This is a genomic window from Paracoccus sigandri, assembly GCF_003709565.1.
Taxonomy (GTDB): domain Bacteria; phylum Pseudomonadota; class Alphaproteobacteria; order Rhodobacterales; family Rhodobacteraceae; genus Paracoccus; species Paracoccus siganidrum.
In genome coordinates this window covers 74,440-98,129 of the sequence record NZ_QNRC01000012.1, presented here as the reverse complement: position 1 = coordinate 98,129, position 23,690 = coordinate 74,440, and the positions used below count along the sequence as shown (strand labels likewise).

Genomic DNA, 23,690 nt, shown 5'->3' with positions numbered 1-23,690 from the left:
CGGGGCGCGGCTCAGATCACCCCGCCGCCGCGAAGCGCGTCCATCACCCGGACCGGAATCCGCGCCGGGCGGCCGTCGGGAGCCAGGCAGGCGATGGTCACGCGGGCGGTGAACAGCAGGTCGTCCCCGCGCATGACCTGCTGGGACAGGACCAGCCGCGCCGGGGTGATCTGCGCGACATCGGTCCTGACCTCCAGCATCTCGTCGAAGCGGGCCGGGCGCAGATAGTCGGCCTCGATCCGGCGGACCGCGAAGACCTCGCCGGTCTCGGCCTTCATCGCCGACTGCTCCACCCCCAGCTCGCGCAGCCATTCGCTGCGGCCGCGTTCGATGAATTTCAGGTAATTCGCGTAATAGACGATCCCGGCAAGATCGGTGTCCTCGTAATAGACGCGCAGGCGGAAGGAATGCGGCATGGCTTGGGGTCCGGGTTCAGGGCGTGGGGGCGAGGCGCGCGGCAAGCCGCATCGCGTGGCTGGGATCATGCGCGGCCACCGGCAGGACCGGGTCATAGGCGGCGCGGATCAGGGCGGCCAGGGCGGGGCCGGGCACGACCTCGCCCGCGAAGCTCAGGGCCGAGCGCATCACCAGCGCCTCGGCCAGTTCCGCCGGATGGCTGTCGGCCAGCGCCCCCGACATGCGCAGGAAAGCCAGGCAGGCGCGGATCCCGCCATCGCCGTCGAAGCGGAACAGCCGGTACTGGTCGGCGCCCTCGGCGGCCAGCCGCGCGGGCAGGCCCGGCATGCCGGTCAGCCGCTCCAGGTCGGGCACGGCCTCCAGCTCGGACCAGTCGCGCAGAAAGAACAGCATCAGGTTGGCGCCCATCTCGGGATCGGCATCGGTGACCGGATGGCCCGCATGGGCGAAACCGGCGCGGATCGCGGCGCGGAAGATGTCCAGGCTCTCATCCGCCAGCCCGAAGACGACCGGCGCCACCGGCCGCCCCCAGCGGGCGCAGAGATAGCTGCCATCCGGCCGCGTGAACAATGCGGCGATCTGTTCTGGCGTCATGTCCGGCCTCCGCCTCTCACTCGTCAATCGCGGCGCGCCGATTCGCGGCACCCCGCCCCCCTTCATCTTGGCACCAAATATCCTGGGGGGAGTCGCCAGATATGGCGACGGGGGGCAACGCCCCCCGCCGCGACGGCTTTCGGGGCGTGCCCTTCAGCCGACGATGGTCGCCTCGGTCGCGCTGCGCAACTCCTCCTCGCTGACGCCCTCGGCCAGCTCGACGATCCGCAGCCCGCCTTCTGCCACATCCAGCACCCCCAGGTTGGTGATGATCCGGTCCACGACGCCCTTGCCGGTCAGCGGCAGGGTGCAGGCCTTCAGCACCTTCGATTCGCCGGCCTTGTTGGTGTGGTCCATGACCACGATCACCCGGCCGACGCCCGCCACCAGGTCCATCGCGCCGCCCATGCCCTTGACCAGCTTGCCGGGGATCATCCAGTTGGCCAGGTCGCCGTTCTCGGCCACCTCCATCGCGCCCAGGATCGCCGCCGCGATCTTGCCGCCGCGGATCATGCCGAAGCTGGTCGCGCTGTCGAAATAGGACGTCCGCGCCAGTTCGGTGATGGTCTGCTTGCCGGCATTGATCAGGTCGGGATCCTCCTCGCCCTCGAAGGGGAAGGGACCCATGCCCAGCATGCCGTTTTCCGATTGCAGGGTGATGTCCTTGTCGCCGACATAATTGGCCACCAGCGTCGGAATGCCGATGCCCAGGTTCACATACATGCCGTCTTCCAGCTCCTCGGCCGCGCGGGCGGCCATCTGGTTGCGGTCCCAGGGCATCAGGCGGTCTCCTTCTTGCGGGTGGTGCGCTGCTCGATGCGCTTCTCGTGCTGCCCCTGGATGATCCGGTGGACATAGATGCCGGGCAGGTGGATGTGGTCGGGGTCCAGGCTGCCGCGCGGCACGATCTCCTCGACCTCGGCCACGCAGACGCGCCCGCACATCGCCGCCGGCGGGTTGAAGTTCCGCGCCGTCTTGCGGAAGACCAGGTTGCCGGTGTCATCGGCCTTCCACGCCTTCACGATGGACAGGTCGGCGACGATGCCGCGCTCCAGGATATAGGTCTCGCCGTCGAATTCCTTGTGCTCCTTGCCCTCGGCGATCACCGTGCCGACGCCGGTCTTCGTATAGAAGCCGGGAATGCCCGAGCCGCCGGCCCGCATCCGTTCGGCCAGCGTGCCCTGCGGGTTGAATTCCAGCTCCAGCTCGCCCGACAGATATTGCCGCATGAACTCGGCATTTTCACCCACATAAGAGCTGATCATTTTACGGATCTGCCGCGTGTCCAGCAGCTTGCCCAGCCCGAAGCCGTCGACGCCGCAATTGTTGCTGGCGATGGTCAGGTCCTTGACGCCGCTTTTCACCAGCGCGTCGATCAGCAGCTCGGGGATGCCGCACAGCCCGAAGCCCCCGGCGGCGATGGACATGCCGTCCTGCAAAAGCCCGTCAAGCGCCTCATCCGCATTCGCATAGACCTTCTTCATCGGCCCTCCCCTGATGAAATCCGAAACCTGTCCCGAGTTGTGGCCCGCGGGTCGGGCCAAGTCAATCTGGCGGCCGACTGTTTGCGACAGCACTTGACTTCGGCGGCCCGAACGGCCCATCAGGGCGGCATGAACCGGATCGCTGCCGCCCCTGCCGCCTATTATCGCCCGCTGAAATAGCGGGGGCAGCATCATGTCAACCGCGCGGGGCCCGGCGGTTGACAGCATCCAGTAACCACGACCTTGCGCCAATCGGAAAGGTCGTTCCCATGCCCCGCCACCTCGCCTCCCCGCCGCGCATCGCCATCATCGGCTTCGGCGCCTTCGGCCAGCTGATCGCCCGCCACCTGCGCGATCACGTCCCGCTTTGCATCTGCGATCCGCAGGTCCGCGCCAATGACCTGCCGCAGGTCCCGCTGGCTGCGGCCGCCCGCTGCCAGGTGGTGGTCCTGGCCGTGCCGCTGTCACAGCTTGAAGGCGTGCTGCGCGGGATCGCCCCGCATCTGCGGCCGGGCGCGCTGGTGGCCGATACCTGCTCGGTCAAGGTCCGTCCGGCCGAGCTGATGCGGCAGATCCTGCCCGCGCATTGCGACCTGCTGGCCTGCCATCCGCTTTTCGGTCCGCAAAGCGCGGCGACGGGCCTGGCCGGGCATCGCGTCGCCTGGTGCCCGCTGCGGGGTCGGGGCCACCTGCGGGCCGCGGCACTGCTGCGCCGGATGGGCCTGCGCCTTCTGCCCACCACGCCCGAACATCACGACCGAGAGATGGCGGTGGTGCAGGGGCTGACCCATCTGATCGCCCGCGGCCTGGCCGGGCTCGGCCCGCTGCCTGACCGGCTGGCCACCGCCAGCTTCCGGCACCTGGCCCGCGCGGTCGGCATGGTCCAGGCGGATTCGCCCGAGCTGCTGCGGACGATCCTGGCCGAGAACCCCTATGCCGAGCCGGTGCGGAAGCAGTTCCTGGCCGCCGCCGATCTTGCCGCGCGGCAGGCGGGCTAGCTCACTCGCCCGCCTTCGCCTCGGCCTTGGCGGCGGTCTTCTTGCCGGCCGCCTTCACTGCGGGCTTTTTCGTCCCGGCTGCCTTCGCGGCTTTCGCGGCCGGTTTCTTCGCCCCCTTCCTGGGCGATTTCGCCGCCTTGGCCGCGATCAGCTCCAGCGCCTGCTCGGTGCTGATATCCTCGGGCGACATGTCGCGCGGCAGGGTCGCATTGATCTTTTCCCATTTGACATAAGGGCCATAGCGGCCGTTCATCACCTGGATCGCGCCGCCGTCGGGATGCTCGCCCAGCTCTTTCAGCGGTGCGGCCGCCGCGGCGCGGCCGCGGGTCTGCTTGGCGGCAAGAACCTCGACCGCGCGGTTCATGCCGATGGTGAAGACCTCATCGACCTCGGGCAGGTTCGCGTATTTCGCGCCGTGCTTCACATAGGGGCCGTAACGCCCGATCCCGGCCTCGATCAGCGCGCCGTCCTCGGGATGCGGGCCGACGGGGCGGGGCAGGGACAGCAGCTGCAGCGCCTTTTCCAGGTCCAGCTGCGCGGGGTCCCAGCCCTTGGGGATCGAGGCGCGGGGCGGCTTCGGGTTCTCGGCCGTGGCCTCGCCGCGCTGCACATAGGGGCCGAAGCGGCCGGTCTTCAGGCTGATCTCCTCGCCTGCGTCATGGCCCAGGATGCGGTCGCCCACCGGCTCCTCGCCATCGGGGGCGGAAAGCGGGCGGGTATAGCGGCATTCGGGATAGTTCGAGCAGCCGATGAAGGCCCCGCCCGAGCGCGCCGTCTTCAGGTTCAGCCGCCCCTTGCCGCAGAGCGGGCATTCGCGCGGATCGCCGCCATCGGCGCGCGGGGGGTAAAGATGCGGGGCCAGCGCCTCGTCGATCGAGTCCAGCACCTCGGAGATGCGCAGCTCGGACGTGCCCTCCAGCGCCTTGGAAAAATCCTTCCAGAAGCGCCCCAGCACGTCGCGCCACATCAGGTCGCCGGCGCTGATCTCGTCCAGCTCGTTTTCCAGGTCGGCGGTGAAGTCATAGCTGACATAGCGCGGGAAATACTTGACCAGGAAGGTGGTCACCAGCCGGCCCTTGTCCTCGGGGATCAGCCGGTTCTTGTCCTTGCGGACATATTCGCGGTCCTGGATGGTGGTGACGATGCTGGCATAGGTCGAGGGCCGGCCGATGCCCAGCTCCTCCATGCGCTTGACCAGCGTGGCCTCGGTATAGCGGGGCGGCGGCTGGGTGAAATGCTGGCGCGCGGCGACGGCGGCCGCGTCGGACATCAGCAGGCCCGGCGCGGCGCGCTGGCCCTTCGGCGCCTCGGGGGGCGTCGTCTCCTTGTCCCGCGCCCTGGCGAATTCGGCCTCGAAGGCCTGGGCGACCAGCGTCGCGGGCTCGCCCTGGGCGATGGCGGGCAGGCGGGCGCTGTCCTCGCCCTCGTCGTCGTCGCGGCCCTGGTCGTAGACCCGCAGGAAACCGTCGAACAGCATCACCTGGCCGGTGGCGCGCAGCCCGACCTGGCCGTCGGGGCTGGCGATCTCGACCGTGGTGCGCTCCATCCGCGCGGCCTCCATCTGGCTGGCGATGGTGCGCTTCCAGATCAGGTCGTAGAGCTTGCGCTGGTCATCCGCGCCGACCTTCAGCCGGTCCGTGGACAGCATCATGTCGGTCGGGCGGATGCATTCGTGGGCTTCCTGGGCGTTCTTGGCCTTGTTCTTGTACATGCGCGGGCTTTTCGGCAGGTATTGCTCGCCGAAGCGCGCCCGGATCGCGTCGCGCGCGGCCATCACCGCCTCGGGCGCCATGTCGATGCCGTCGGTCCGCATGTAGGTGATCAGCCCCGCCTCGTAGAGCCTTTGCGCCGCCGACATGCAGGCCTTGGCGCCCATGCCCAGCTTGCGCGAGGCCTCCTGCTGCAGGGTCGAGGTCATGAAGGGCGGCCAGGGGTTGCGGCTGGCGGGTTTGGCGCTGACGCCGGTGACGCGCAACTCGCGGCTGGCGACCGCGCTGACCGCCATCGCCGCCCGTTCGGCATCGGCCAGGTCGAAGCGTTCCAGCTTCGATCCTGCCAGCGAAACCAGCTGCGCATCATATTCGTCGCCGCCCGGAGTGGCCAGCCGCGCATGGACCGACCAGTATTCGCGGGCCTTGAAGGCCTCGATCTCCATTTCCCGGTCGACGATCAGGCGCAGGCAGACCGATTGCACGCGGCCCGCCGATTTCGCGCCGGGCAGCTTGCGCCACAGGACCGGCGACAGGTTGAAGCCGACCAGGTAGTCCAGCGCGCGCCGGGCCAGATAGGCATCGACCAGCGCCTGGTCGATCTGGCGCGGCTGGGCCATCGCCTCGGTCACGGCGTTCTTCGTGATGGCGTTGAAGGTGACGCGGTTGACCGCGCTGCCCTTCTTCAGCGCCGGGGCCAGCGCCTCCAGCAGGTGCCAACTGATCGCCTCGCCCTCGCGGTCGGGGTCGGTGGCCAGGATCAGGTTCTGGTCCTCCTTCAGCGCGTCCCTGATCGCCTTCAGGTGTTTCTTGCTGTCGCTGGCGACCTCCCATTTCATGTCGAAATCCTGGTCGGGATCGACGCTGCCGTCCTTGGGGGGCAGGTCGCGGACATGGCCGAAGCTGGCGAGAACGCGGTAATCGCCGCCGAGATATTTCTCGATGGTCTTGGCCTTGGCCGGGGATTCGACGACGACGACGGGCATTCTTACCTCGGGCGGTTGCAATGGCCCGGCAACATGGGTTCAGGGGCGGGGACTGTCAACGGCCGAGGATGGTGCGGCGATCAACAAGGCTTGTGGTCGGGCTGTCCTCCGTTCAGCTGAGCGCCAGCCTTCCCCCCGCCAGCCGGTTCAGCCTGCCCTGCAGTTCCAGCGACAGGATCGCGGCGCTGGCGGTGGCGGCCGGGACGCCCAGGTCGCGGATCAGGTCGTTCTCCTCGGTCGGGCTGGGACCCAGCCGCGACAGGATCCGCGCCTCCAGATGGACGGGGCCGCCCGAATCGGGTAGCCGGGCCGCGGGTTGGGGCGGTGCGGGGGGCAATGAAGGGGTCGCGGCTTCGGGCCTTGCGGGACGGTCCCGGCCGGCGGCCAGCGCCTCGGCCACGTCGCCCGCGCCGCGCACAAGCAGCGCGCCGTCGCGGATCAGCATGTTGCAGCCAGCCGCCCGCGCGTCCATCGGATGGCCCGGCACCGCCATCACCTCGCGGCCCTGGTCCAGCGCGTTCTTCGCGGTGATCAGCGTGCCCGAGCGATGCGCGGCCTCGATCACCACCACGGCGCGCGACAGGCCCGACACGATGCGGTTGCGCGGCGGGAAATGCCGCGCGGCGGGTTCCGTTCCGGGCGGCTGTTCGGAAATCAGCGCCCCCTTCTCGGCGATCTGCGCGGCCAGGACCGCGTTCTCGGCCGGATAGATCACGTCGACGCCCCCGGCCAGCACCGCGACGGTCCCGGTGGGCAGCGCCGCGTTATGGGCGGCCGTGTCGATCCCGCGCGCCAGCCCGGCGACGACGCAATGCCCGGCCTCGCCCAGGCCCGCCGCCATGCCGCGCGCCATGCGCAGCCCCAGCGACGAGGCGTTGCGCGCGCCGATCACCGCCACCGGATCGCGGGTCATCCAGGCGGGATCGCCGCGCAGCCACAGCACCGGTGGCGCGCCGTCGATCTCCTTCAGCGCCGGCGGATAGAGCGGCGAATCGCAGCGGATCAGCTGCGCGCGCGCCCGGCGGCCGGCCGCCAGCTCGGCCTCGGCCACGCCTTCGGGGCAGGGCTGATAGTCGCTGATGCCCGCCGCCGCGGCGATCTGGGGCAGGGCGCGCAGCGCCTCGCTGGCCGAGCCGTGTTCGGCCAGCAGCCGGTGGAAGGTCGCCGGCCCGACGCGGCGCGAGCGGATGAGGCGGAGGACGCTCAGGTCGTCTTCCGCCGAGTTGGGTGGGGTTGGGGGAACGCCGAAAGACCTGGACCCGATACGCATGTTGCCTCTGCCTCATCCTGGGACAAGGCATAGCCGGCAGTCGTTAACACAAGGTTAGCGCCGGGCGGAATTCCTGCGGTCCGGCGGGGCGCGCGCCCGGCGGCCTCAGGCGGCCGAGCCGCCCACCGTCAGCCCGCCGATCAGCAGCGTCGGCTGGCCCACGCCGACCGGCACCCATTGCCCCTGCTTGCCGCAATTGCCGATGCCGGGGTCCAGCCTCATGTCGTTGCCGATGGCCCGGACCTGCTGCAGCGCGGTGGCGCCGTCGCCGATCAGCGTCGCGCCGCGAATCGGGTCGCCCAGCACGCCGTCCTTCACGCGATAGGCCTCGGTGCAGGAAAACACGAACTTGCCGTTGGTGATGTCGACCTGCCCGCCGCCGAAGCCCACCGCATAGATGCCGTCCTTCAGATCGGCCAGGATCGCCGCCGGGTCGGCGTCGCCGCCGGGCATGTAGGTATTGGTCATGCGCGGCATCGGCGCATGGGCGAAGCTTTCGCGGCGGCCGTTGCCGGTCGGCGCCACGCCCATCAGCCGGGCGTTCTGGCGGTCCTGCATGTAGCCCACCAGGATCCCGTCCTCGATCAGCACGTTGCGGGCCGGCGGCGTGCCCTCGTCGTCGATGCTGATGCTGCCGCGCCGGTCGGGGATGGTGCCGTCATCGACCACGGTGACGCCGGGCGCGGCGACGCGGCTTCCCATCAGCCCGGCGAAGGCCGAGGCCTTCTTGCGGTTGAAATCGCCCTCCAGCCCGTGGCCCACGGCCTCGTGCAGCAGGATGCCCGGCCAGCCGGGGCCCAGCACCACGTCCATCACCCCGGCGGGCGCGGGGACCGAGCGCAGGTTGACCAGCGCGATTCGCAGCGCCTCCTCGACGGCGGGGCGCCAATGGGCCGGGTCCATCAGCCCGGCCAGCGGCACCCGCCCGCCGCCGCCATGGCTGCCGGATTCCCGCCGGTCGTTGTTTTCCACGATGACTGCGACATTCAGTCGCGCCATGGGCCGGACATCGCCGGCCAGCCCGCCCTCGGGGCGCAGGATGAACACCTCCTGCAGCGATGTGGCGATCGAGGCGGTCACCTGCACCACCCGCGGGTCCAGCGCGCGGGCATAGTCGTCGATCTCGCGCAGAAGCTCGATCCGGCGGGCGAAGGGGATGCCCTCGGCCGGGTCGATCGCGGCATAGAGCGGGCGGACCTGCATCGGCGCCGGATCGGCGGCCACGCCGCCGCCCGCGCCCACCGCCAGCCGGGCGGTTTCGGCGGCGCGGCGCAGCGAAGCGTCGGAGATCTCGGTGGAATGGGCGAAGCCCGTCACCTCGCCGCGCACCGCGCGCAGGCCGAAGCCCTGGGCCGCGGTATAGTTGGAATTGCGCAGCCGCCGGTCGTCATAGACCAGCGTCTCGGCGGTCGAGCGTTCCAGGAACAGCTCGCCATCGTCGGCGCCGCTCACCGCGTCGCGCAGGACGGCCAGCGCGCGGTCGCGATCCAGAAGCTGGGCGAAGGGGTCGAAGGGGTCGCGGCTCATGGCGGATATCCTGCTTGTTGCGGGGCGCCCGCGTGGCATCCGGGGCAGGGATGCGGCGGGAATTCGTATCTATTTCTTAGGTATCACTTGCCCGAGAGGACGAGATATGGTCATAGAACGGTCACTGTGAAAGGGAAAGGGGCGGCCTTCCGGCGGCCCTTGCGGTCCATTTATGGGCCAGACCAAACGCTACGGGATGGAATGATGGCAAATGCGATGATTCGCCGTGCAGGCGCGGCAGCTTCGGGGTTCGCGACCGCGGCAATGTTGGGCGGCGCTGCCTGGGCGCAGGACGCACTGGGCGATCTGCCGGTGATCGGCAAGCCCGAGGCGAGGGGCCTGGGCTTCCAGCCGGCGGCGACCGAACTGGCGCGCGACCAGCAATGGCTGGACTATTTCGTGCTGATCATCATCACGGTGATCACGGTCTTCGTCTGCCTGCTGCTGCTGATCGTCATCTTCCGCTATAACAGCCGCAGCAATCCCGTTCCCGCCAAGTTCACCCACAACACACCGCTGGAGATCGCCTGGACGCTGGTGCCGGTGCTGATTCTGGTGGCGATCGGCGCCTTCTCGCTGCCGGCGCTGTTCCGCAGCCAGGAAATGCCGGAAAATCCCGATGTCGTCATCAAGGCGACCGGCCATCAGTGGTACTGGTCCTATGAATATCCCGACAATGGCGTGATGTTCGATTCGATCATGCTGGCCAAGGAAGAGCTGGAGGCGAACGGCTATGCCGAGGACGAATACCTGCTGGCCACCGATACCGCCGTGGTCGTGCCGGTCGGCCGGACCGTGCTGCTGCAGGTGACCGCCAGCGACGTGATCCATTCCTGGACCATCCCGGCCTTCGCGGTGAAGCAGGACGCCGTTCCCGGCCGGATCGCCCAGGCCTGGTTCAATGTCGAGCAGGAAGGCGTCTATTTCGGCCAGTGCAGCGAGCTGTGCGGCATCAACCACGCCTACATGCCGATCGTCGTGAAGGCGGTCAGCCCCGAAGTCTATGACGCCTGGGTGGTCGAGCAGGGCGGTACGCTGGAAGGCGAGGAGGCGCAGGCCTCGGCCGCCGATCCGGCCCCGGCCCGTTTCGCCAGCGTCGACTGACGCCAGCCTTAAGCCCCGACGAACGCGCAATGAGCGATATCCACACATATGAAGGCGCCCCCGAGGCCGAATTCCGCGACTATGTCGCGCTGCTGAAGCCGCGGGTCATGTCGCTGGTGGTCTTCACCGCCTTCGTCGGGCTGTGGATCGCGCCGCAGCCCATCCATCCCTTCCTGGCCTTCTGCGCGGTGCTTTTCATCGCCCTGGGCGGCGGCGCCTCGGGCGCGCTGAACATGTGGTACGACGCCGATATCGACGCGGTGATGCGCCGCACGCAGGGCCGCCCGATCCCCTCGGGCCGGGTCAGCGGGGCCGAGGCGCTGGGGCTGGGCATCGCGCTGTCGGGCCTGTCGGTGATGATGCTGGGCCTTGCGGCCAACTGGTTCGCGGCGGGCTTCCTGGCCTTCACGATCTTCTTCTACGCCGTCGTCTACACCATCTGGCTGAAGCGCTGGACGCCGCAGAACATCGTCATCGGCGGCGCCGCCGGGGCCTTCCCGCCGATGATCGGCTGGGCCTGCGCGACCGGCGGCGTCAGCCTGGAATCGCTGCTGATGTTCGCGCTGATCTTCTTCTGGACGCCGCCGCATTTCTGGGCGCTGGCGCTGTTCATGAAAGAGGATTACCACAAGGCCGGCGTACCGATGCTGACCGTGACCCATGGCCGCGCCGCCACCCGCCGCCACATCTTCGCCTATACGCTGGTGCTGGCGCCCTTCGCGATCTGGCTGGGGCTGACCCCGGTCGGCGGGCCGCTCTACATGGCGGTGGCGGTGGTGCTGAATGCGCTGTTCATCCATGGCGGCTGGCGCATCCTGCGCCGCAGCGAGGACCAGGCGCAGGCCGATGGCTATGGGGCCGAGCGGCGCTTCTTCAAGCTGTCGCTCTATTATACCTTCCTGCATTTCCTGGCGCTTCTGGTGCAGCACGGGATGGGGACATGGTGATGCCGCTGAACAACGAACATGAGCTGCATGGCCGCCGCCGCTCGCGCAATGTCGGGCTGGGGCTGGTGCTGGTGGGCTTCGTGGCGCTGGTCTTCGCGCTGACCGTGGTCAAGGTCCGCCAGGGCGACAGCCTGGAGGCCTTCGACCACCAGCCGCGGGTCTCGATCCTGCCGCGCGACGAGGCCGCCGAGGCCCCCGCCGCCCAGGCGCCGGCGGCCGTGGAACCCGCAACCGAGGAGGCTCAGCAATGAGACGCGAAACCCGCACCGCCCTGTCGCTGGTCGGCGTCGTCGTGACCATGGGCGCGCTGGCCTGGGCCGCCGTGCCCTTCTACGACTGGTTCTGCCGCGTCACCGGCTTCGGCGGCACCACGCAGGTCTCCAGCGCCGCCCCCGACGAGGTGCTGGACGAGATGGTCCGCGTCCGTTTCGACGCCAATGTCGATCCGAACCTGGAATGGACCTTCCGCCCGCTGCAGACCCGCATGGACCTGCAGATCGGCGAGAACGGGCTGGCCTTCTACGAGGCGATCAACAACAGCGACCAGCCGATCACCGGCACCGCCAGCTATAACGTCGCCCCCGAGGTCGCCGGCTATTACTTCGACAAGATCGAGTGCTTCTGCTTCACCGAGCAGACCCTGCAGCCCGGCGAACGCATCGAGATGCCGGTCAGCTTCTATGTCGACCCGCGCATCGTCAGTGATCGCGACGCGGGCCGGGTGCGCGACATCACGCTGTCCTACACCTTCCACCGGACCGAGCCGAAACGGGCCGCGCTTGACAGTGCCCCGGCCGAGACCATCAACTGAAACGAGTACGAGGAACCGACGGGGATCCGCACATGGCGCACGCTAAGAACCACGACTATCATATTCTTCCGCCGTCCATCTGGCCCTTCATCGGCGCGGTCTCGACCTTCGTGATGCTGTTCGGGGCGGTCCTGTGGATGCAGGACGGCGGCCCCTGGATGTTCCTGATCGGCCTGGTCGGCGTGCTCTACGTGATGTTCAGCTGGTGGGCCGACGTCATCCGCGAGGGCGAGTCGGGCGATCATACCCCGGTGGTGCGGATCGGGCTGCAATACGGCTTCATCCTGTTCATCATCTCCGAGGCGATGTTCTTCGTCGCCTGGTTCTGGAACTTCATCAAGAACGCCATGTATCCGATGGGCCCGGAAAGCCCGCTGAAGGATGGCGTCTGGCCGCCCGAGGGCATCGTCACCTTCGACCCCTGGCACCTGCCCTTCATCAACACGCTGATCCTGCTGCTGTCGGGCGTGGCCGTGACCTGGGCGCACCATGCGCTGGTCCATGAAAACGACCGCAAGACCACCATCAACGGGCTGATCGTCGCCGTGGTCCTGGGCGTGATCTTCACCGTCATGCAGGCCTATGAATACAGCCACGCCGCCTTCGGCCTGGCCGATACCGCCTATGCCAGCGCCTTCTACCTGGCGACGGGCTTCCACGGCTTCCACGTCATCATCGGCACGATCTTCCTGGCCGTCTGCCTGTTCAGGATGCTGCGCGGGCAGATGACCCAGGAACAGCATGTCGGCTTCGAGGCCGCCGCCTGGTACTGGCACTTCGTCGATGTGGTCTGGCTGTTCCTGTTCGCCGTCGTCTATATCTGGGGCAGCTGACCCCCGATCCGGCATCCGGTCTGCGCGCGGGGGACAACCTCCGCGCGTTTTTCGTTGCCGCCGCCCCCTCCGCGAAACCCGCCCCCCGCAACCCGCTCGCGAAACACGTAAGGTCCGATCCATGCGCCGCTACCTGTTCCCGCTGATCCTTGGCATCCTGGGCTGCGCGATCCTGGTCGGGCTGGGACTGTGGCAATTGCAGCGGATGGGCTGGAAGGAGGCGATGCTGGCCGACATCCAGGCGCGCATCGACGCCCCCGCCGTGCCGCTGCCCGCCGAGATCGACCCCTCGATGAAATACATGCCGGTCGAGGTCCAGGGCACCACCACCGGGGACGAGATCGACATCCTGTCGGGCAGCCGGGAACAGGGCGGCGGCTATCAGGTCGTCTCGGGCTTCGTGACCGATGACGGGCGGCGGATCATGGTCGATCGCGGCTTCGTGCCGCAAGAGGCGCGCCATGCGCCGCGCCCCCCCGTCCGGCTGCAGGTCCAGGGCAACCTGCACTGGCCCGACGAGAAGGGCAGCGCCACGCCCGCGCCCAACCTGGCCGAGAACATCTGGTTCGCCCGCGACGTGCCGGCCATGGCCGGGGCGCTTGGGACCGAGCCGATCCTGGTCGTCGCCAGCCAGGTGCGCGGCGAGGCGCAGGGAGTCCAGCCGATCCCGGTCGCCATCGAGGGCATTCCCAACAACCACCTCTCCTATGCGGTGCAATGGTTCCTGATCGCGCTGGCCTGGGCAGGGATGACAGTCGCGCTGATCTGGCGTATCAGGCAGCAGAAATACTGAAGGAACGGCGATGCGTTACATCTCGACGCGGGGCGAAGCCCCGGCTCTGGACTTCGAACAGGCGATGCTGACCGGGCTGGCGCGCGATGGCGGGCTTTATGTGCCCGAAACCGTTCCGGCCATCTCCGACATCGCCGCGCTGGAAGGGCTGCCCTATGAAGAGGTCGCCTTCCGCACCGTCCGCCCCTTCACCGGCGACAGCTTTTCCGAGGACGAGCTGCGCGACGCCATCGCCCGCGCCTATGGCCGCATCAGCCATGCCGCCCGCGCGCCGCTGGTCCAGCTGGCCCCCGGCCATCACCTGCTGGAGCTGTTCCACGGCCCGACCCTGGCCTTCAAGGATTTCGCGATGCAGCTGATCGCGCAGCTGTTCCAGATCGCGCTGAAGCGGTCCGGCCAGCGGATCACCATCGTCGGCGCGACTTCGGGCGATACCGGCTCGGCCGCGATCGAGGCGTTCAAGGGGCTGGACAATGTCGACGTCTTCATCCTGTTCCCGCATGGCCGGGTCAGCGAGGTGCAGCGCCGCCAGATGACCACGCCCGACGCGCCCAATGTCCATGCGCTGGCGCTGAGCGGCCATTTCGACGATTGCCAGGCGCGGCTGAAGGATCTGTTCAACGACCATGATTTCCGCGATCGCGTGGGGCTTGCGGGCGTCAACAGCATCAACTGGGCGCGGATCGTGGCGCAGGTGGTCTATTATTTCACCGCCGCCGTCAGCCTGGGCGCGCCGCATCGCGAGGTGGATTTCACCGTCCCCACCGGCAATTTCGGCGACATCTTCGCGGGTTCCATCGCGCGGGCCATGGGCCTGCCGATCCGCCGCCTGGTGGTCGCGACGAACCAGAACGACATCCTGCACCGCGCGCTGGAGACCGGCGAATACCGCACCGGCACGGTCGAGCCCTCGATCAGCCCCTCGATGGACATCCAGGTCAGCTCGAATTTCGAACGCGCGCTGTTCCTGGCCTATGGCGGCGATGCCGGCGCGATCCGGCAGCTGATGGAGGAGCTGAAATCGGGCGGCTTCGCGATCAGCCAGGGGGCGCTGGAAGCCCTGCGCGCGCAATATGCCTCGGGCCGGGTGTCCGAGGAGGAGACGCTTCAGATGATCCGCACCATCCGCGAGGAAACCGGCGAGGTGCTGTGCCCGCACAGCGCCGTGGGCGTGGCGGTCGCGCGTCGCCACCTGGAAGCCGGCGTGCCGATGGTGACGCTGGCCACCGCCCATCCGGCGAAATTCCCCGATGCGGTCGAAAGCGCCGTGGGCATCCGCCCGGCCCTGCCGCCGCACATGGCGCAACTGTTCGACCTGCCCGAGCGGGTCAGCCGGGTTGAAAACGACGTGACGGCGCTTAAATCGCTGATCCTCGAACGGAGGACCGCGTGAGCCACGACCCCGATTTCAACCTGACGACCCTGCCCAACGGCCTGCGCGTGGTCACGCGCCACATGCCGGGGCTGCATTCCGCCGCCCTCGGCGTCTGGATCAGCGCCGGCGGGCGCGACGAGCGCGCCGAGCAGAACGGCATCGCGCATTTCCTGGAACACATGGCCTTCAAGGGCACCAGGACCCGCAGCGCGCTGCAGATCGCCGAGGCGATCGAGGATGTGGGCGGCTTCATCAACGCCTATACCTCGCGCGATGCGACGGCCTATTACGTGCGCGTACTGGAAAACGACGTGGCGCTGGCCTTCGACGTGATCTCGGACATCGTGCTGAACCCGATCTTCGACGAGCGCGAGATCGAGGTCGAGCGCGGCGTGATCCTGCAGGAGATCGGCCAGTCGCTGGACACGCCCGACGACGTGATCTTCGACTGGCTGCAAGAGGCCGCCTATCCCGACCAGGCGATGGGCCGCGCCATCCTGGGGCAGGCCGAGCGGGTCAGCGGCTTCGGCCGCGCCGACCTGGCCGGCTTCGTGGCCGAGAATTACGGCCCCGGCCAGATGATCGTCGCCGCCGCCGGGGCGGTCGATCACGACCGCATCATCCGGCTGGCCGAGGCGGCCTTCGGCCACCTGTCGCCGATCATCCAGCCGCCGCGCGAGGGCGCCCGCTGGGACGGCCGCGAGGTGCGCCAGCTGAAGCGGCTGGAACAGGCGCATTTCGCGCTGGCGCTGGAGGGGCCGGGCTACCTGGCCCCCGATTTCGACGCGGCGCAGATCTTTTCCTCGGCCCTGGGCGGGGGCATGTCCTCGCGCCTGTTCCAGAAGATCCGCGAGGAGCGGGGCCTGTGCTACACGATCTTCGCGCAGTCGGGTTTCCATGACGATACCGGGATGCTGACCATCTATGCGGGCACCGGTGCCGGCGATATCGGCGAGCTGGCCCGGCTGACCGTGGACGAGATCCGCCGCGCCGCCGAGGACATGAGCGAGGCCGAGATCGCCCGCGCCAAGGCGCAGATCCGCGCCAGCCTGCTGATGGGGCTGGAAAGCCCGTCCTCGCAGGCCGAGCGCATGGCGCGGACGCTGGCGATCTGGGGCCGCGTGCCCGACCCGGCCGAGGTGGCCGAGCGGATCGCGGCGGTCTCGGTCGCCGAGGTGCGTGCCCATGCCGAGCGGCTGATCGCGGCGGCGCGGCCGGCGCTGGCGCTGTATGGTCCGGTCGAGGGGGCGCCCGCGCGCGAGGAACTGGCCGAGCGGCTGGCCGCCTGATGTTCCTGCGGCGCCGTTCCTTCCGGCTGGAAAGCGAGCGGATCCTGTTGCGGCTGCCGGCCCATTCGGATTTCGCCGCCTGGACCGCGCTGCGGATCGAAAGCCGGGATTTCCTGACCCCGTGGGAGCCCGTCTGGGCCCATGACCACCTGTCGCGGAAAAGCTTCACCAATCGCGTCTACTGGGCGGCGCGGGCCAGCAAGGCGGGTTCGGCGCTGCCGCTGTTCCTGGTCAGGCGCGACGGGGTGCTGCTGGGGGCGATCACGCTGGACAATATCCGCCGCGGCCCGGCGCAATCGGGCACGATCGGCTATTGGATCGGCGCGCCCTTCGCGCGCCAGGGCTTCATGCGCGAGGCGATCGGCGCGCTGGTCCATCACGCCTTCACGACGATGGACCTGAGCCGGATCGAGGCCGCCTGCCTGCCCGAGAACGCCGCCTCTCGCGGGGTGCTGGAACGGTCGGGCTTCAAATACGAGGGCGTGGCGCAGAGCTATCTGCAGATCAACGGGCGCTGGCGCAACCATGTGCTTTACGCCAATCTGCGCAGCGACCGGCGCGGGCGGACGGATATCCGCTGAGCGTGGTCGCGGGCGGCGAGGCCGGGGGTTTCACACCCCCGGACCCCCGTGAGGTATTTGGAAGGAGTGCGAGGCATGGCGGCAGGGCTGAATTCGGCGGACGGGGCCCTGGCGGCGCGCCTGCCCGAGGGCGTGCTGCGCGAGGTGGCGCCGGCCTATCTGGAAGAGCCGCGCGGGCGCTGGCCGGGCCGGGCCGGGCTGGTGGCGGCGCCGCGCGATGCGGATGAATGCGCGGCGGTGATCCGCGCCTGTGCGGATGCGCGGGTGGCGGTGGTGCCGCGCGGCGGCGGCACCGGGCTGGTCGGCGGGCAGGTGATGCCCGACGGCCCGGCGCCGCTGGTCCTGTCGCTGGAGCGGATGGCCGCGATCCGCGCGATCTTTCCCGACGAAGGCGTGATGATCGCCGAGGCCGGCACCACCCTGCAGGCCGCGCGCGAGGCGGCGCAGGCGGCCGGGTTGCAGTTCCCGCTGTCGCTGGCCTCGCAGGGGACGGCGCAGCTGGGCGGGGTGCTGTCGACCAATGCCGGGGGCGTCAACGTGCTGCGCCATGGCAATGCGCGGGCGCTGTGCCTGGGGATCGAGGCGGTGCTGCCCGCGGGCGAGGTGATGCATGACCTGAAGCGGCTGCGGAAGGACAATACCGGCTATGACCTGCGCGACCTGTTGATCGGGGCCGAGGGCACGCTGGGGGTGATCACCGCGGCCTCGCTGGTGCTGGCGCCGGTCCCGGCCGAGACGGGCGTGGCCATGCTGGTGGTCGAGAGCCCCGAGGCCGCGCTGCGCCTGCTGGGCCTTGCGCAGGCGCGCATGGCCGGCGGGGTGACGGGTTTCGAGCTGATCTCGGGGCAGGGGCTGCGCTTCCTGGACGAGGCGCTGCCGCAGATCCGCCAGCCCTTCGCGGCCCGCCCGGACTGGCTGGTGCTGGTCGAGATCGGCCTGCCCGAGGGCCTCTCTGCCGATGCGGCGCTGGAGGGGCTGTTCGAGGCGGGTGTCGGGGCCGGGCTGGTCGGCGACGGGGTGATCGCGCGTTCGGGCCAGCAGGCGGCCGAGTTCTGGGCGCTGCGAGAGCATATTCCGCTGGCCAATCGCGCGATCGGCGCCATTGCCAGCCATGACATCAGCCTGCCCTTGTCCGAGATCGCCGGCTTCATCCGCGATGCCGGGGACTGGCTGGCCGGGCAGGAGGAGATGCGGATCAACTGCTTCGGCCATCTGGGCGACGGCAACCTGCATTACAACCTGTTCCCGGCCAAGGGCCGCGACCGCGCCGAATATGACGCGATCCGGTCCGGCCTGTCGCGCCACCTGCACCAGATGGTGGTGGCGCGGGGCGGGTCGTTCTCGGCCGAGCATGGCGTCGGGCGGCTGAAGGTGGCCGACCTGGAACGCTGGGGCGATCCGGCGCGGCTGCGGGCCATGCGCGCGATCAAGCAGGCGCTGGACCCGGCCGGCATCATGAATCCGGGGGCGGTGCTGGGCTAGGCGCCCTCGAATTCGCACAGCACATGGACGGGCATGTCCATCGCCTCCAGCAGGCGCCGCCCGCCCAGTTCCGGCAGGTCGATGATGAAGGCGCAGCCCACGACCTCGGCGCCCAGGCGGCGGCACAGCGTGATCCCGGCCCCGGCCGTGCCGCCGGTGGCCAGCAGGTCGTCCACGATCAGCACGCGCTCGCCCGCAGCCAGCGCGTCGTCGTGGATCTCCATCACCGCCTCGCCATATTCCAGCTGATAGGCTTCCGAGATCACCGTGCCCGGCAGCTTGCCCTTCTTGCGGATCGGCACGAAGCCGGTGGACAGCTGATGCGCCACCGCGCCGCCGATGATGAAGCCGCGCGCCTCCAGCCCGACCACCTTGTCGATGCGCATCCCCGCATAGGGGGTCAGCAACTGGTCGATCGCCATGCGGAAGCCGCGCGCATCGGCGAACAGCGTGGTGACGTCGCGGAAGATGATCCCCTCATGCGGGAAATCGACGATGCTGCGGATATAGTCCCTGACGCTCTTGCTCATTCGGGGCGTTCCATCTCGAACAGCTCGGTGACGGCGGTATAGTCCCTGTAGCCCAGCCGGGCGATCCAGCCGCCGGCGGCGCGCGGATCGAAGCGGCCCTCGCGCAGGCAGTCGTCGCGGATGTGGATGCCGGTGACGACGCCGAAGATGGCGAAATTCGCCGCGCCGGCCAGGGGCAGGACGCGGGTCATGCGGCATTCCAGCGCCGCCGCCGCGTGGGCCACGCGCGGGCAGTCGATGGTCTCGCATTCGGTCGCCTCGATTCCCGCCGCCTCGAACTCGCTGGTCCCGGCCGGCAATGTGGCCGAGCTGGCATTGACCTGGTCGCGCAGGTCGCCGGTGGCGATATTGACGCAGAAGACGCCCGATTCGACGATCTGCGCCACGCTGTCCTTGGTGCCGCGCCGGTCGGGCTTGGCCGAGGTCGAGGCGAACATGACCTGCGGCGGCACATAGGCCACGGCATTGAAGAAGGAATAGGGCGCCAGGTTGTCGCCCCGCGCGCCGCGCGTCGAGATCCAGCCGATCGGCCGCGGCGCCACCAATGCGTTGAAGGGGTTGTGCGGCAGGCCGTGGCCGGCTTCGGGTCGGTAGAACATGGGTCTGCCTTCTGGTGTTGTGCGCCGCCAAACTGCCACCGCTTTTCCCGCGGTGCAATGTTCCGCCGGCAGGCAAGCCGTGTTATGGGCGCCTCCCGGACCAAGGAGGCGCGATGTTCGAGATCTGCCCCGAGTCGCCTGCGGACGAATATGAAGTCGAGGCGCTCTACGACCTGTGCTTCGCGCCGGGCCGCACGGCGCTGTCCTCCTACCGGCTGCGCGAGGGGGTGGCGCGGGTGGCCGAGCTGTGCCTGACGCTGCGCGACGGCTCGGGGATCCTGCTGGCGGCGATCCGCTTCTGGCCGGTGCGGGCGGCGGGGCGGCGGGCGCTGCTGCTGGGCCCGATCGCGGTCCATCCGACGGCGCAGGGCGAGGGGCTGGGCGCGCTGCTGATGCGCGACAGCCTGGAACGCGCGCGGGCAGGGGGCTGGGCGCGGGTGCTGCTGGTGGGCGACGCGCCCTATTACCAGCGCTTCGGCTTTCGCAAGCTGGAGGATGTCGAGATGCCGCCGCCGACCAATCCCGACCGGGTGCTGGGGCTGGAACTTCGGCCCGGCGCATGGGTTGGTCTGACGGGTCCGGTGACGCGCGCGGAAATGCCCGCGCCACTGGCACAGACCCCTCCGGCCCCCCATATCAGGCCGGATCAGAAGCCGCATCCGGGAGAGAGCGCAGATGAACGCAAACCGGCAGATGGTGCTGCCCCCGATCAACGACCCCTCGGTCCATGAGCAGGTGGACCGGCTGGCGCGCCGCTACCTGGACGCCTCGGGGCTGGGGATGGAGATCATGCATGTGGTCGGCAGCGGCGCCGAGGGGCTGGTCGACAAGCTGCCCGGCTTCGTGCGCGGGCGGCTGGACCGGATCACGCGGGCGGCGCTGAACCGGGCCTTCTCGACCGCCTCCGGCTCGCGGCGGCTGTTGCGCGACCGGGGCGAATGGTTCAACCGCATGGCCTCGACGGTCAGCGGCGCCGCGGGCGGCGTCGGCGGCTTCGCCGGCGCGCTGATCGAACTGCCGGTGACGATCACCCTGCTGCTGCGCGCCATGCTGGACATCGCGGCCGAACACGGGCTGGACACCGACAGCGAGGAGGTGCGCATGGAATGCCTGCGCATCTTCGCCGCCGCCGGCCCGATGGCCGAGGATGACGGCACCGACCTGGGCCTTCTGGCCGCGCGGCTGTCGATCACCGGCCAGTCGCTGCAAGGGCTGATCAGCAAGGTGGCGCCGAAGCTTTCGGTCTCGATGGGCCAGAAGCTGGCCGCGCAGGCGGCGCCGGTCTTCGGCGCGGTGGTCGGCGCCTCGATCAACTATACCTTCACCCGCTACTACCAGGAACTGGCGCGGGTCCATTTCGGCCTGATGCGCCTCTCGCATGAAACCGGCATCCCGCACGAGGCGCTGGTCGAGGCGCTGCGCCTTTCGGCCGAACGGCTGGACCACCGCCGCCCCTGACCGCGAACCCCGCTTCGCCTCGCACTCCTTCCAAATACCTTCTGGGGGTCCGGGGGGCGAAGCGCCCCCGGCGGTCGCGGGACGCAAGCGATGCGCCCCGCCCGAGCCCCGCCCCTACTGGGTCAGCCAGGTATTGAACCGCTCGGCGATCTCCATCTCGTGATCGACCCAGAACTCGTGCGAGGATTGCAGCGCGGTCTTCAGGTTCTCCTCGTTCGTCGGCAGATGCGGCTTCATGTCGGTCTCCTCGTCCTCGAACAGGCCGACCAGCGGGATCGAGGACTGGCGCGCCGGGCCATAGCTGATCCATTTCGTCTGGGCGGCCAGGCGCTCGGTTCCGGTCGCGAAGCGGATATAGTCCAGCGCCTCGTCCCTGTTCGGCGCCCCCTTCGGGATCGCGAACAGCTCGTATTCCAGCACCTGCCCGTCCCAGACGATCTCGAAGGGCTTGTCCTCGGTCACCATGGCCGCGAACAGGCGGCCGTTATAGGCGGTGGTCATCGCCACCTCGCCATCGGCCAGAAGCTGCGGCGGCTGGGCGCCGGCCTCCCACCAGGTGATCTGCGGCTTGATGCTGTCCAGCTTGGCGAAGGCGCGGTCCAGCCCCTCGGGCGTGGCCAGTACCTCGTAGACCTCGGCCGGGGGCACGCCATCGGCCATCAGCGCCAGTTCCAGGTTGATCTTCGGGCCGCGCCGCAATCCGCGCTTGCCGGGGAACTGCTCCAGGTCGAAGAAATCCGCCAGGGCCGAGGGCTTCGCGTCCGGGAACTTCGTCGCATCGAAGCCATAGACGGTCGAGAAGACCATCGAGGCGACCGCGCAATCGGTCAGCGCGCCGGGCAGGAAATCCTCGGCGGCGGGGGTGCCGTCGGGGGCGGGCGGCAGCGATTCCAGGTCGATCTCCTCCAGCGCGCCCTCGTCGCAAAGCCGCACGGCATCGGTATATTCCAGGTCGGCCACGTCGATGGTGACATTGCCCGCCTCGACCATGGACTTGATCGGGGCGGCGGGGTTGTCGGCGGCCAGCATGGTGACGGCGATGCCCGTCTCGGCCGTGAAGGGCTTGTTATAGGCCTCGACCTGGCTTCTCTCATAGGCGCCGCCCCAGCTCATCACCGTCAGGTCGGCATGGGCCGGCAGCGCCAGCGCGCACAGCGCGCCCGCCGGGACCAGAAGTTGCTTCATCATCGTAGCTCCCTGTTTTTCTGTTGTGGTTGTTGGTCTTTCGCCATTCGCGCCGGAACCCGAGGGCCCGCGCATCGCCGGATGCGCGCCCCTGCCGGGGGCAGGATCCGGGGCTTCGCCCGCAAGCGGCTGGCCGCGGCGACGTTCCCGGTCCCGATCGCGGGCAGCGCCGGCATCGCCGGCAGGCATGTCGCCCGCAGCCGTCCCGTTCGGGACGGCCGGATCCTGAAGGAAAAGCTTCATCGCATGGGTCTCGCGCTGCGTTCCCGATGGATCTTCCAAACCCCGCCGCGCCAGGTAAATTAGCGTTTTCCGCTGTCTTGCTTCGGCTGATCCTAAGCCCGTCGCGGGGCTTTCGCCGGCTGCCCATGCAGGAAGCACCGCGCGGCGCCGGCGCGGCAGGGATGCCCGTCATATGGCCAGATCCGGCCCGGCGCCGGCCCGGACATCCGGGCGGCGGGGCGGGGGTGACGGGGGGCGGTGGGGGGGCGACTGGCCGGGGTGGGCGGGCGCTATTCGGCGGCCAGCGCGAAGTCGCGCCGGAAGCCCGCCGTGCGCTCGGCGACATATTGCATGAAGTCGTAGATGGGCCGTTCCAGATAGGACAGGTGCCCGGCCCGCGCCGCATCCGCGCCAAGGCCGCGGAACACCTTCTCGGTGCAGCCGCGATCCTCCAGGTTCACCTCGTCCAGCAGCTGCTTCAGCGTCGCCACATATTCCTCGGCGCGCGGGTCGGCCATGAATTCCGGCGCAAGCCCGCCGCCGAAGACGATCGAGACCTGGCCGGTGCCCTTGGGATGCAGCGACAGATACCAGAAATAGCCCGGCGTCAGCGTGATCAGGTGGCTGGGATAGAGCGTGATCAGCGCGGTCGTCTTGCGCCAGTGGCCTTCCAGCCGGGTGTTGTCGGGATGCGCATTGCCCATCGGCAGCGAGGCTTCCTTGGTGATCCAGTGATAGTTGAAGGCGGGCAGGCCCGGCGGGCAGTCCATTTCCTCCAGCCGCGAATGGCCGCCGACGGTGGCGGCATGGCAGACCGGCAGGTGATAGCTTTCCATGAAATTCTCGGCCAGCACCTTCCAGTTCGTGTCCCAGACATGGGTCTCGCGGAAGCACTCGACATAGTTCTCCATCCGGTAGGGCGCGATCATCTCCTCCAGCGCGCCCAGCCCGGCGGCAAGGCCGGGGCGGTCCTTGTCCAGCGTGACATAGATCCAGCCCAGCCATTCCTCGCAGCGGATCTGCGGCAGGGCATAGTTCTCCTTGCAGAAGCCGGTGGTCCTGGTCATGAAGGGCGCCCCGCGCAGCTTGCCGTCCAGGTCGTAGGTCCAGGCGTGATAGGGGCAGACGATGACCCGCCTGTTGCCCGAGCCTTCCAGCAGCGTCGACATGCGGTGCAGGCAGACATTCGAGAAGGCGCGCAGCTGCCCCTGCCGGTCGCGCAGCACGACGATCGGCTGGCCGGCAAGGTCATGGGTCAGATAGTCGCCGGGCTTCGCCAGGCCGCTGGAACGGCCGACGCAGATCCATTCCCTTGCGAAGATCGTCTCCAGCTCCCGTTCCAGGAAATCGGCGCTGGTATAGACCGAGGGCGGCATGGCGCGGGCGTCCTCCAGCGGGCGGCTGGCGGCGTCCAGCAGTTCGGCGACGGGGCGATCAAGCGACGGGCGATCAAGCGACATGGGGTCCTCCTTGGCGGCGCGGAACATGCCTGGGTG

General features: G+C 69.1%; 23 protein-coding genes and 1 pseudogene. 13 read left to right on the top strand and 11 right to left on the bottom strand.

The features are described from left to right. Nucleotides 1–11: 11 nt before the first annotated feature. The 4 genes from ybgC to C9E82_RS12725 all read right to left on the bottom strand — a co-directional run bounded on the left by ybgC (nucleotide 12) and on the right by C9E82_RS12725 (nucleotide 2,495). Entirely contained in the window at nucleotides 12–416 is a 405-nt protein-coding gene (gene ybgC, locus C9E82_RS12740) for a tol-pal system-associated acyl-CoA thioesterase (RefSeq protein WP_119899806.1), read from the bottom strand. 16 nt (nucleotides 417–432) lie between these two features. Next, nucleotides 433–1,011: a hypothetical protein gene (locus tag C9E82_RS12735; RefSeq protein ID WP_119899809.1), complete on the bottom strand. Its 579-nt coding sequence runs from the start codon at nucleotides 1,009–1,011 to the stop codon at nucleotides 433–435. A gap of 153 nt (nucleotides 1,012–1,164) precedes the next feature. Next, on the bottom strand, nucleotides 1,165–1,791 hold the full coding sequence (locus C9E82_RS12730) for a 3-oxoacid CoA-transferase subunit B (RefSeq protein WP_119899811.1): 627 nt from the start codon (nucleotides 1,789–1,791) through the stop codon (nucleotides 1,165–1,167). Beyond that, nucleotides 1,791–2,495 (bottom strand): CoA transferase subunit A, encoded by a 705-nt coding sequence (locus C9E82_RS12725; RefSeq protein ID WP_119899813.1) that lies wholly within the window; start codon nucleotides 2,493–2,495, stop codon nucleotides 1,791–1,793. The genes C9E82_RS12730 and C9E82_RS12725 overlap by 1 nt, the downstream gene beginning before the upstream one ends. A 269-nt stretch (nucleotides 2,496–2,764) precedes the next feature. Here C9E82_RS12725 and C9E82_RS12720 point away from each other — a divergent pair, with 269 nt between their 5' ends. Then, entirely contained in the window at nucleotides 2,765–3,493 is a 729-nt protein-coding gene (locus tag C9E82_RS12720) for a prephenate dehydrogenase (RefSeq protein WP_119899815.1), read from the top strand. Nucleotide 3,494: 1 nt separating this feature from the next. Here the strand turns inward: C9E82_RS12720 and topA are convergent, their stop codons facing one another. The 3 genes from topA to tldD form a co-directional block, all read right to left on the bottom strand. Next, the gene (topA, locus tag C9E82_RS12715) at nucleotides 3,495–6,188 is read right to left on the bottom strand and encodes a type I DNA topoisomerase (protein WP_119899817.1); all 2,694 of its coding nucleotides are present in this window, start codon (nucleotides 6,186–6,188) and stop codon (nucleotides 3,495–3,497) included. A 112-nt stretch (nucleotides 6,189–6,300) separates the two neighbouring features. Next, nucleotides 6,301–7,458 (bottom strand): DNA-processing protein DprA, encoded by a 1,158-nt coding sequence (gene dprA / locus C9E82_RS12710; RefSeq protein ID WP_119899819.1) that lies wholly within the window; start codon nucleotides 7,456–7,458, stop codon nucleotides 6,301–6,303. Nucleotides 7,459–7,563: 105 nt separating this feature from the next. Continuing rightward, entirely contained in the window at nucleotides 7,564–8,985 is a 1,422-nt protein-coding gene (tldD, locus tag C9E82_RS12705; RefSeq protein ID WP_119899821.1) for a metalloprotease TldD, read from the bottom strand. A gap of 201 nt (nucleotides 8,986–9,186) precedes the next feature. On the opposite strand from tldD, the gene coxB reads away from it, so the two are divergent. From coxB to C9E82_RS12655, 10 genes are all read left to right on the top strand, one after another. Continuing rightward, complete coding sequence (gene coxB, locus C9E82_RS12700) at nucleotides 9,187–10,089, top strand: cytochrome c oxidase subunit II (protein ID WP_119899823.1); 903 nt, start codon at nucleotides 9,187–9,189, stop codon at nucleotides 10,087–10,089. A gap of 29 nt (nucleotides 10,090–10,118) precedes the next feature. Further along, on the top strand, nucleotides 10,119–11,036 hold the full coding sequence (gene cyoE / locus C9E82_RS12695; protein ID WP_119899825.1) for a heme o synthase: 918 nt from the start codon (nucleotides 10,119–10,121) through the stop codon (nucleotides 11,034–11,036). Then, a complete protein-coding gene (locus tag C9E82_RS12690) occupies nucleotides 11,030–11,287 on the top strand; it encodes a hypothetical protein (RefSeq protein ID WP_338068125.1) in 258 nt (85 codons plus the stop codon). Before cyoE ends, C9E82_RS12690 begins: the two co-directional genes overlap by 7 nt. Further along, nucleotides 11,284–11,847 carry a cytochrome c oxidase assembly protein gene (locus C9E82_RS12685; protein ID WP_119899827.1) on the top strand — a complete coding sequence of 188 codons (564 nt, stop codon included), beginning with the start codon at nucleotides 11,284–11,286 and terminating at the stop codon, nucleotides 11,845–11,847. Before C9E82_RS12690 ends, C9E82_RS12685 begins: the two co-directional genes overlap by 4 nt. A gap of 32 nt (nucleotides 11,848–11,879) precedes the next feature. Then, nucleotides 11,880–12,680 carry a cytochrome c oxidase subunit 3 gene (locus tag C9E82_RS12680; RefSeq protein ID WP_119899829.1) on the top strand — a complete coding sequence of 267 codons (801 nt, stop codon included), beginning with the start codon at nucleotides 11,880–11,882 and terminating at the stop codon, nucleotides 12,678–12,680. A 121-nt stretch (nucleotides 12,681–12,801) separates the two neighbouring features. Continuing rightward, nucleotides 12,802–13,473 carry an SURF1 family protein gene (locus C9E82_RS12675; RefSeq protein WP_119899831.1) on the top strand — a complete coding sequence of 224 codons (672 nt, stop codon included), beginning with the start codon at nucleotides 12,802–12,804 and terminating at the stop codon, nucleotides 13,471–13,473. Nucleotides 13,474–13,483: 10 nt separating this feature from the next. After that, nucleotides 13,484–14,866: a threonine synthase gene (thrC, locus tag C9E82_RS12670; RefSeq protein ID WP_119899833.1), complete on the top strand. Its 1,383-nt coding sequence runs from the start codon at nucleotides 13,484–13,486 to the stop codon at nucleotides 14,864–14,866. Then, on the top strand, nucleotides 14,863–16,137 hold the full coding sequence (locus tag C9E82_RS12665) for a M16 family metallopeptidase (RefSeq protein WP_276312120.1): 1,275 nt from the start codon (nucleotides 14,863–14,865) through the stop codon (nucleotides 16,135–16,137). The genes thrC and C9E82_RS12665 overlap by 4 nt, the downstream gene beginning before the upstream one ends. Continuing rightward, the gene (locus tag C9E82_RS12660; RefSeq protein ID WP_119899835.1) at nucleotides 16,137–16,718 is read left to right on the top strand and encodes a GNAT family N-acetyltransferase; all 582 of its coding nucleotides are present in this window, start codon (nucleotides 16,137–16,139) and stop codon (nucleotides 16,716–16,718) included. The genes C9E82_RS12665 and C9E82_RS12660 overlap by 1 nt, the downstream gene beginning before the upstream one ends. 75 nt (nucleotides 16,719–16,793) lie before the next feature. Then, entirely contained in the window at nucleotides 16,794–18,200 is a 1,407-nt protein-coding gene (locus C9E82_RS12655) for an FAD-binding oxidoreductase (protein ID WP_119899838.1), read from the top strand. Here C9E82_RS12655 and C9E82_RS12650 read toward each other — a convergent pair. Next, complete coding sequence (locus C9E82_RS12650; RefSeq protein ID WP_119899840.1) at nucleotides 18,197–18,730, bottom strand: adenine phosphoribosyltransferase; 534 nt, start codon at nucleotides 18,728–18,730, stop codon at nucleotides 18,197–18,199. The two genes, C9E82_RS12655 and C9E82_RS12650, sit on opposite strands and share 4 nt — an antisense overlap. Next, a complete protein-coding gene (locus C9E82_RS12645; RefSeq protein WP_119899843.1) occupies nucleotides 18,727–19,329 on the bottom strand; it encodes a flavin reductase family protein in 603 nt (200 codons plus the stop codon). The genes C9E82_RS12650 and C9E82_RS12645 overlap by 4 nt, the downstream gene beginning before the upstream one ends. A 113-nt stretch (nucleotides 19,330–19,442) precedes the next feature. Here C9E82_RS12645 and C9E82_RS12640 point away from each other — a divergent pair. Together C9E82_RS12640 and C9E82_RS12635 are read left to right on the top strand one after the other, a co-directional pair. Then, nucleotides 19,443–19,919 (top strand): annotated as a pseudogene (locus C9E82_RS12640) (GNAT family N-acetyltransferase); the annotation flags it as partial. An 85-nt stretch (nucleotides 19,920–20,004) separates the two neighbouring features. Beyond that, nucleotides 20,005–20,787 (top strand): EcsC family protein, encoded by a 783-nt coding sequence (locus tag C9E82_RS12635; protein WP_119899847.1) that lies wholly within the window; start codon nucleotides 20,005–20,007, stop codon nucleotides 20,785–20,787. Between the two features lie 114 nt (nucleotides 20,788–20,901). Here C9E82_RS12635 and C9E82_RS12630 read toward each other — a convergent pair whose 3' ends face one another. After that, nucleotides 20,902–21,972 carry an ABC transporter substrate-binding protein gene (locus tag C9E82_RS12630; RefSeq protein WP_122449296.1) on the bottom strand — a complete coding sequence of 357 codons (1,071 nt, stop codon included), beginning with the start codon at nucleotides 21,970–21,972 and terminating at the stop codon, nucleotides 20,902–20,904. A 512-nt stretch (nucleotides 21,973–22,484) separates the two neighbouring features. Next, the gene (locus C9E82_RS12620) at nucleotides 22,485–23,654 is read right to left on the bottom strand and encodes an aromatic ring-hydroxylating oxygenase subunit alpha (RefSeq protein ID WP_119901129.1); all 1,170 of its coding nucleotides are present in this window, start codon (nucleotides 23,652–23,654) and stop codon (nucleotides 22,485–22,487) included. Nucleotides 23,655–23,690: the final 36 nt, after the last annotated feature.

Excerpts from the sequence above, each read along its gene's own strand:
- ybgC (WP_119899806.1), bottom strand. The coding sequence starts at position 416 with ATGCCGCATTCCTTCCGCCTGCGCGTCTATTACGAGGACACCGATCTT.
- C9E82_RS12735 (WP_119899809.1), bottom strand. The coding sequence starts at position 1,011 with ATGACGCCAGAACAGATCGCCGCATTGTTCACGCGGCCGGATGGCAGC.
- C9E82_RS12730 (WP_119899811.1), bottom strand. The coding sequence starts at position 1,791 with ATGCCCTGGGACCGCAACCAGATGGCCGCCCGCGCGGCCGAGGAGCTG.
- C9E82_RS12725 (WP_119899813.1), bottom strand. The coding sequence starts at position 2,495 with ATGAAGAAGGTCTATGCGAATGCGGATGAGGCGCTTGACGGGCTTTTG.
- C9E82_RS12720 (WP_119899815.1), top strand. The coding sequence starts at position 2,765 with ATGCCCCGCCACCTCGCCTCCCCGCCGCGCATCGCCATCATCGGCTTC.
- topA (WP_119899817.1), bottom strand. The coding sequence starts at position 6,188 with ATGCCCGTCGTCGTCGTCGAATCCCCGGCCAAGGCCAAGACCATCGAG.
- dprA (WP_119899819.1), bottom strand. The coding sequence starts at position 7,458 with ATGCGTATCGGGTCCAGGTCTTTCGGCGTTCCCCCAACCCCACCCAAC.
- tldD (WP_119899821.1), bottom strand. The coding sequence starts at position 8,985 with ATGAGCCGCGACCCCTTCGACCCCTTCGCCCAGCTTCTGGATCGCGAC.
- coxB (WP_119899823.1), top strand. The coding sequence starts at position 9,187 with ATGATGGCAAATGCGATGATTCGCCGTGCAGGCGCGGCAGCTTCGGGG.
- cyoE (WP_119899825.1), top strand. The coding sequence starts at position 10,119 with ATGAGCGATATCCACACATATGAAGGCGCCCCCGAGGCCGAATTCCGC.
- C9E82_RS12690 (WP_338068125.1), top strand. The coding sequence starts at position 11,030 with ATGGTGATGCCGCTGAACAACGAACATGAGCTGCATGGCCGCCGCCGC.
- C9E82_RS12685 (WP_119899827.1), top strand. The coding sequence starts at position 11,284 with ATGAGACGCGAAACCCGCACCGCCCTGTCGCTGGTCGGCGTCGTCGTG.
- C9E82_RS12680 (WP_119899829.1), top strand. The coding sequence starts at position 11,880 with ATGGCGCACGCTAAGAACCACGACTATCATATTCTTCCGCCGTCCATC.
- C9E82_RS12675 (WP_119899831.1), top strand. The coding sequence starts at position 12,802 with ATGCGCCGCTACCTGTTCCCGCTGATCCTTGGCATCCTGGGCTGCGCG.
- thrC (WP_119899833.1), top strand. The coding sequence starts at position 13,484 with ATGCGTTACATCTCGACGCGGGGCGAAGCCCCGGCTCTGGACTTCGAA.
- C9E82_RS12660 (WP_119899835.1), top strand. The coding sequence starts at position 16,137 with ATGTTCCTGCGGCGCCGTTCCTTCCGGCTGGAAAGCGAGCGGATCCTG.
- C9E82_RS12655 (WP_119899838.1), top strand. The coding sequence starts at position 16,794 with ATGGCGGCAGGGCTGAATTCGGCGGACGGGGCCCTGGCGGCGCGCCTG.
- C9E82_RS12650 (WP_119899840.1), bottom strand. The coding sequence starts at position 18,730 with ATGAGCAAGAGCGTCAGGGACTATATCCGCAGCATCGTCGATTTCCCG.
- C9E82_RS12645 (WP_119899843.1), bottom strand. The coding sequence starts at position 19,329 with ATGTTCTACCGACCCGAAGCCGGCCACGGCCTGCCGCACAACCCCTTC.
- C9E82_RS12635 (WP_119899847.1), top strand. The coding sequence starts at position 20,005 with ATGAACGCAAACCGGCAGATGGTGCTGCCCCCGATCAACGACCCCTCG.
- C9E82_RS12630 (WP_122449296.1), bottom strand. The coding sequence starts at position 21,972 with ATGAAGCAACTTCTGGTCCCGGCGGGCGCGCTGTGCGCGCTGGCGCTG.
- C9E82_RS12620 (WP_119901129.1), bottom strand. The coding sequence starts at position 23,654 with ATGTCGCTTGATCGCCCGTCGCTTGATCGCCCCGTCGCCGAACTGCTG.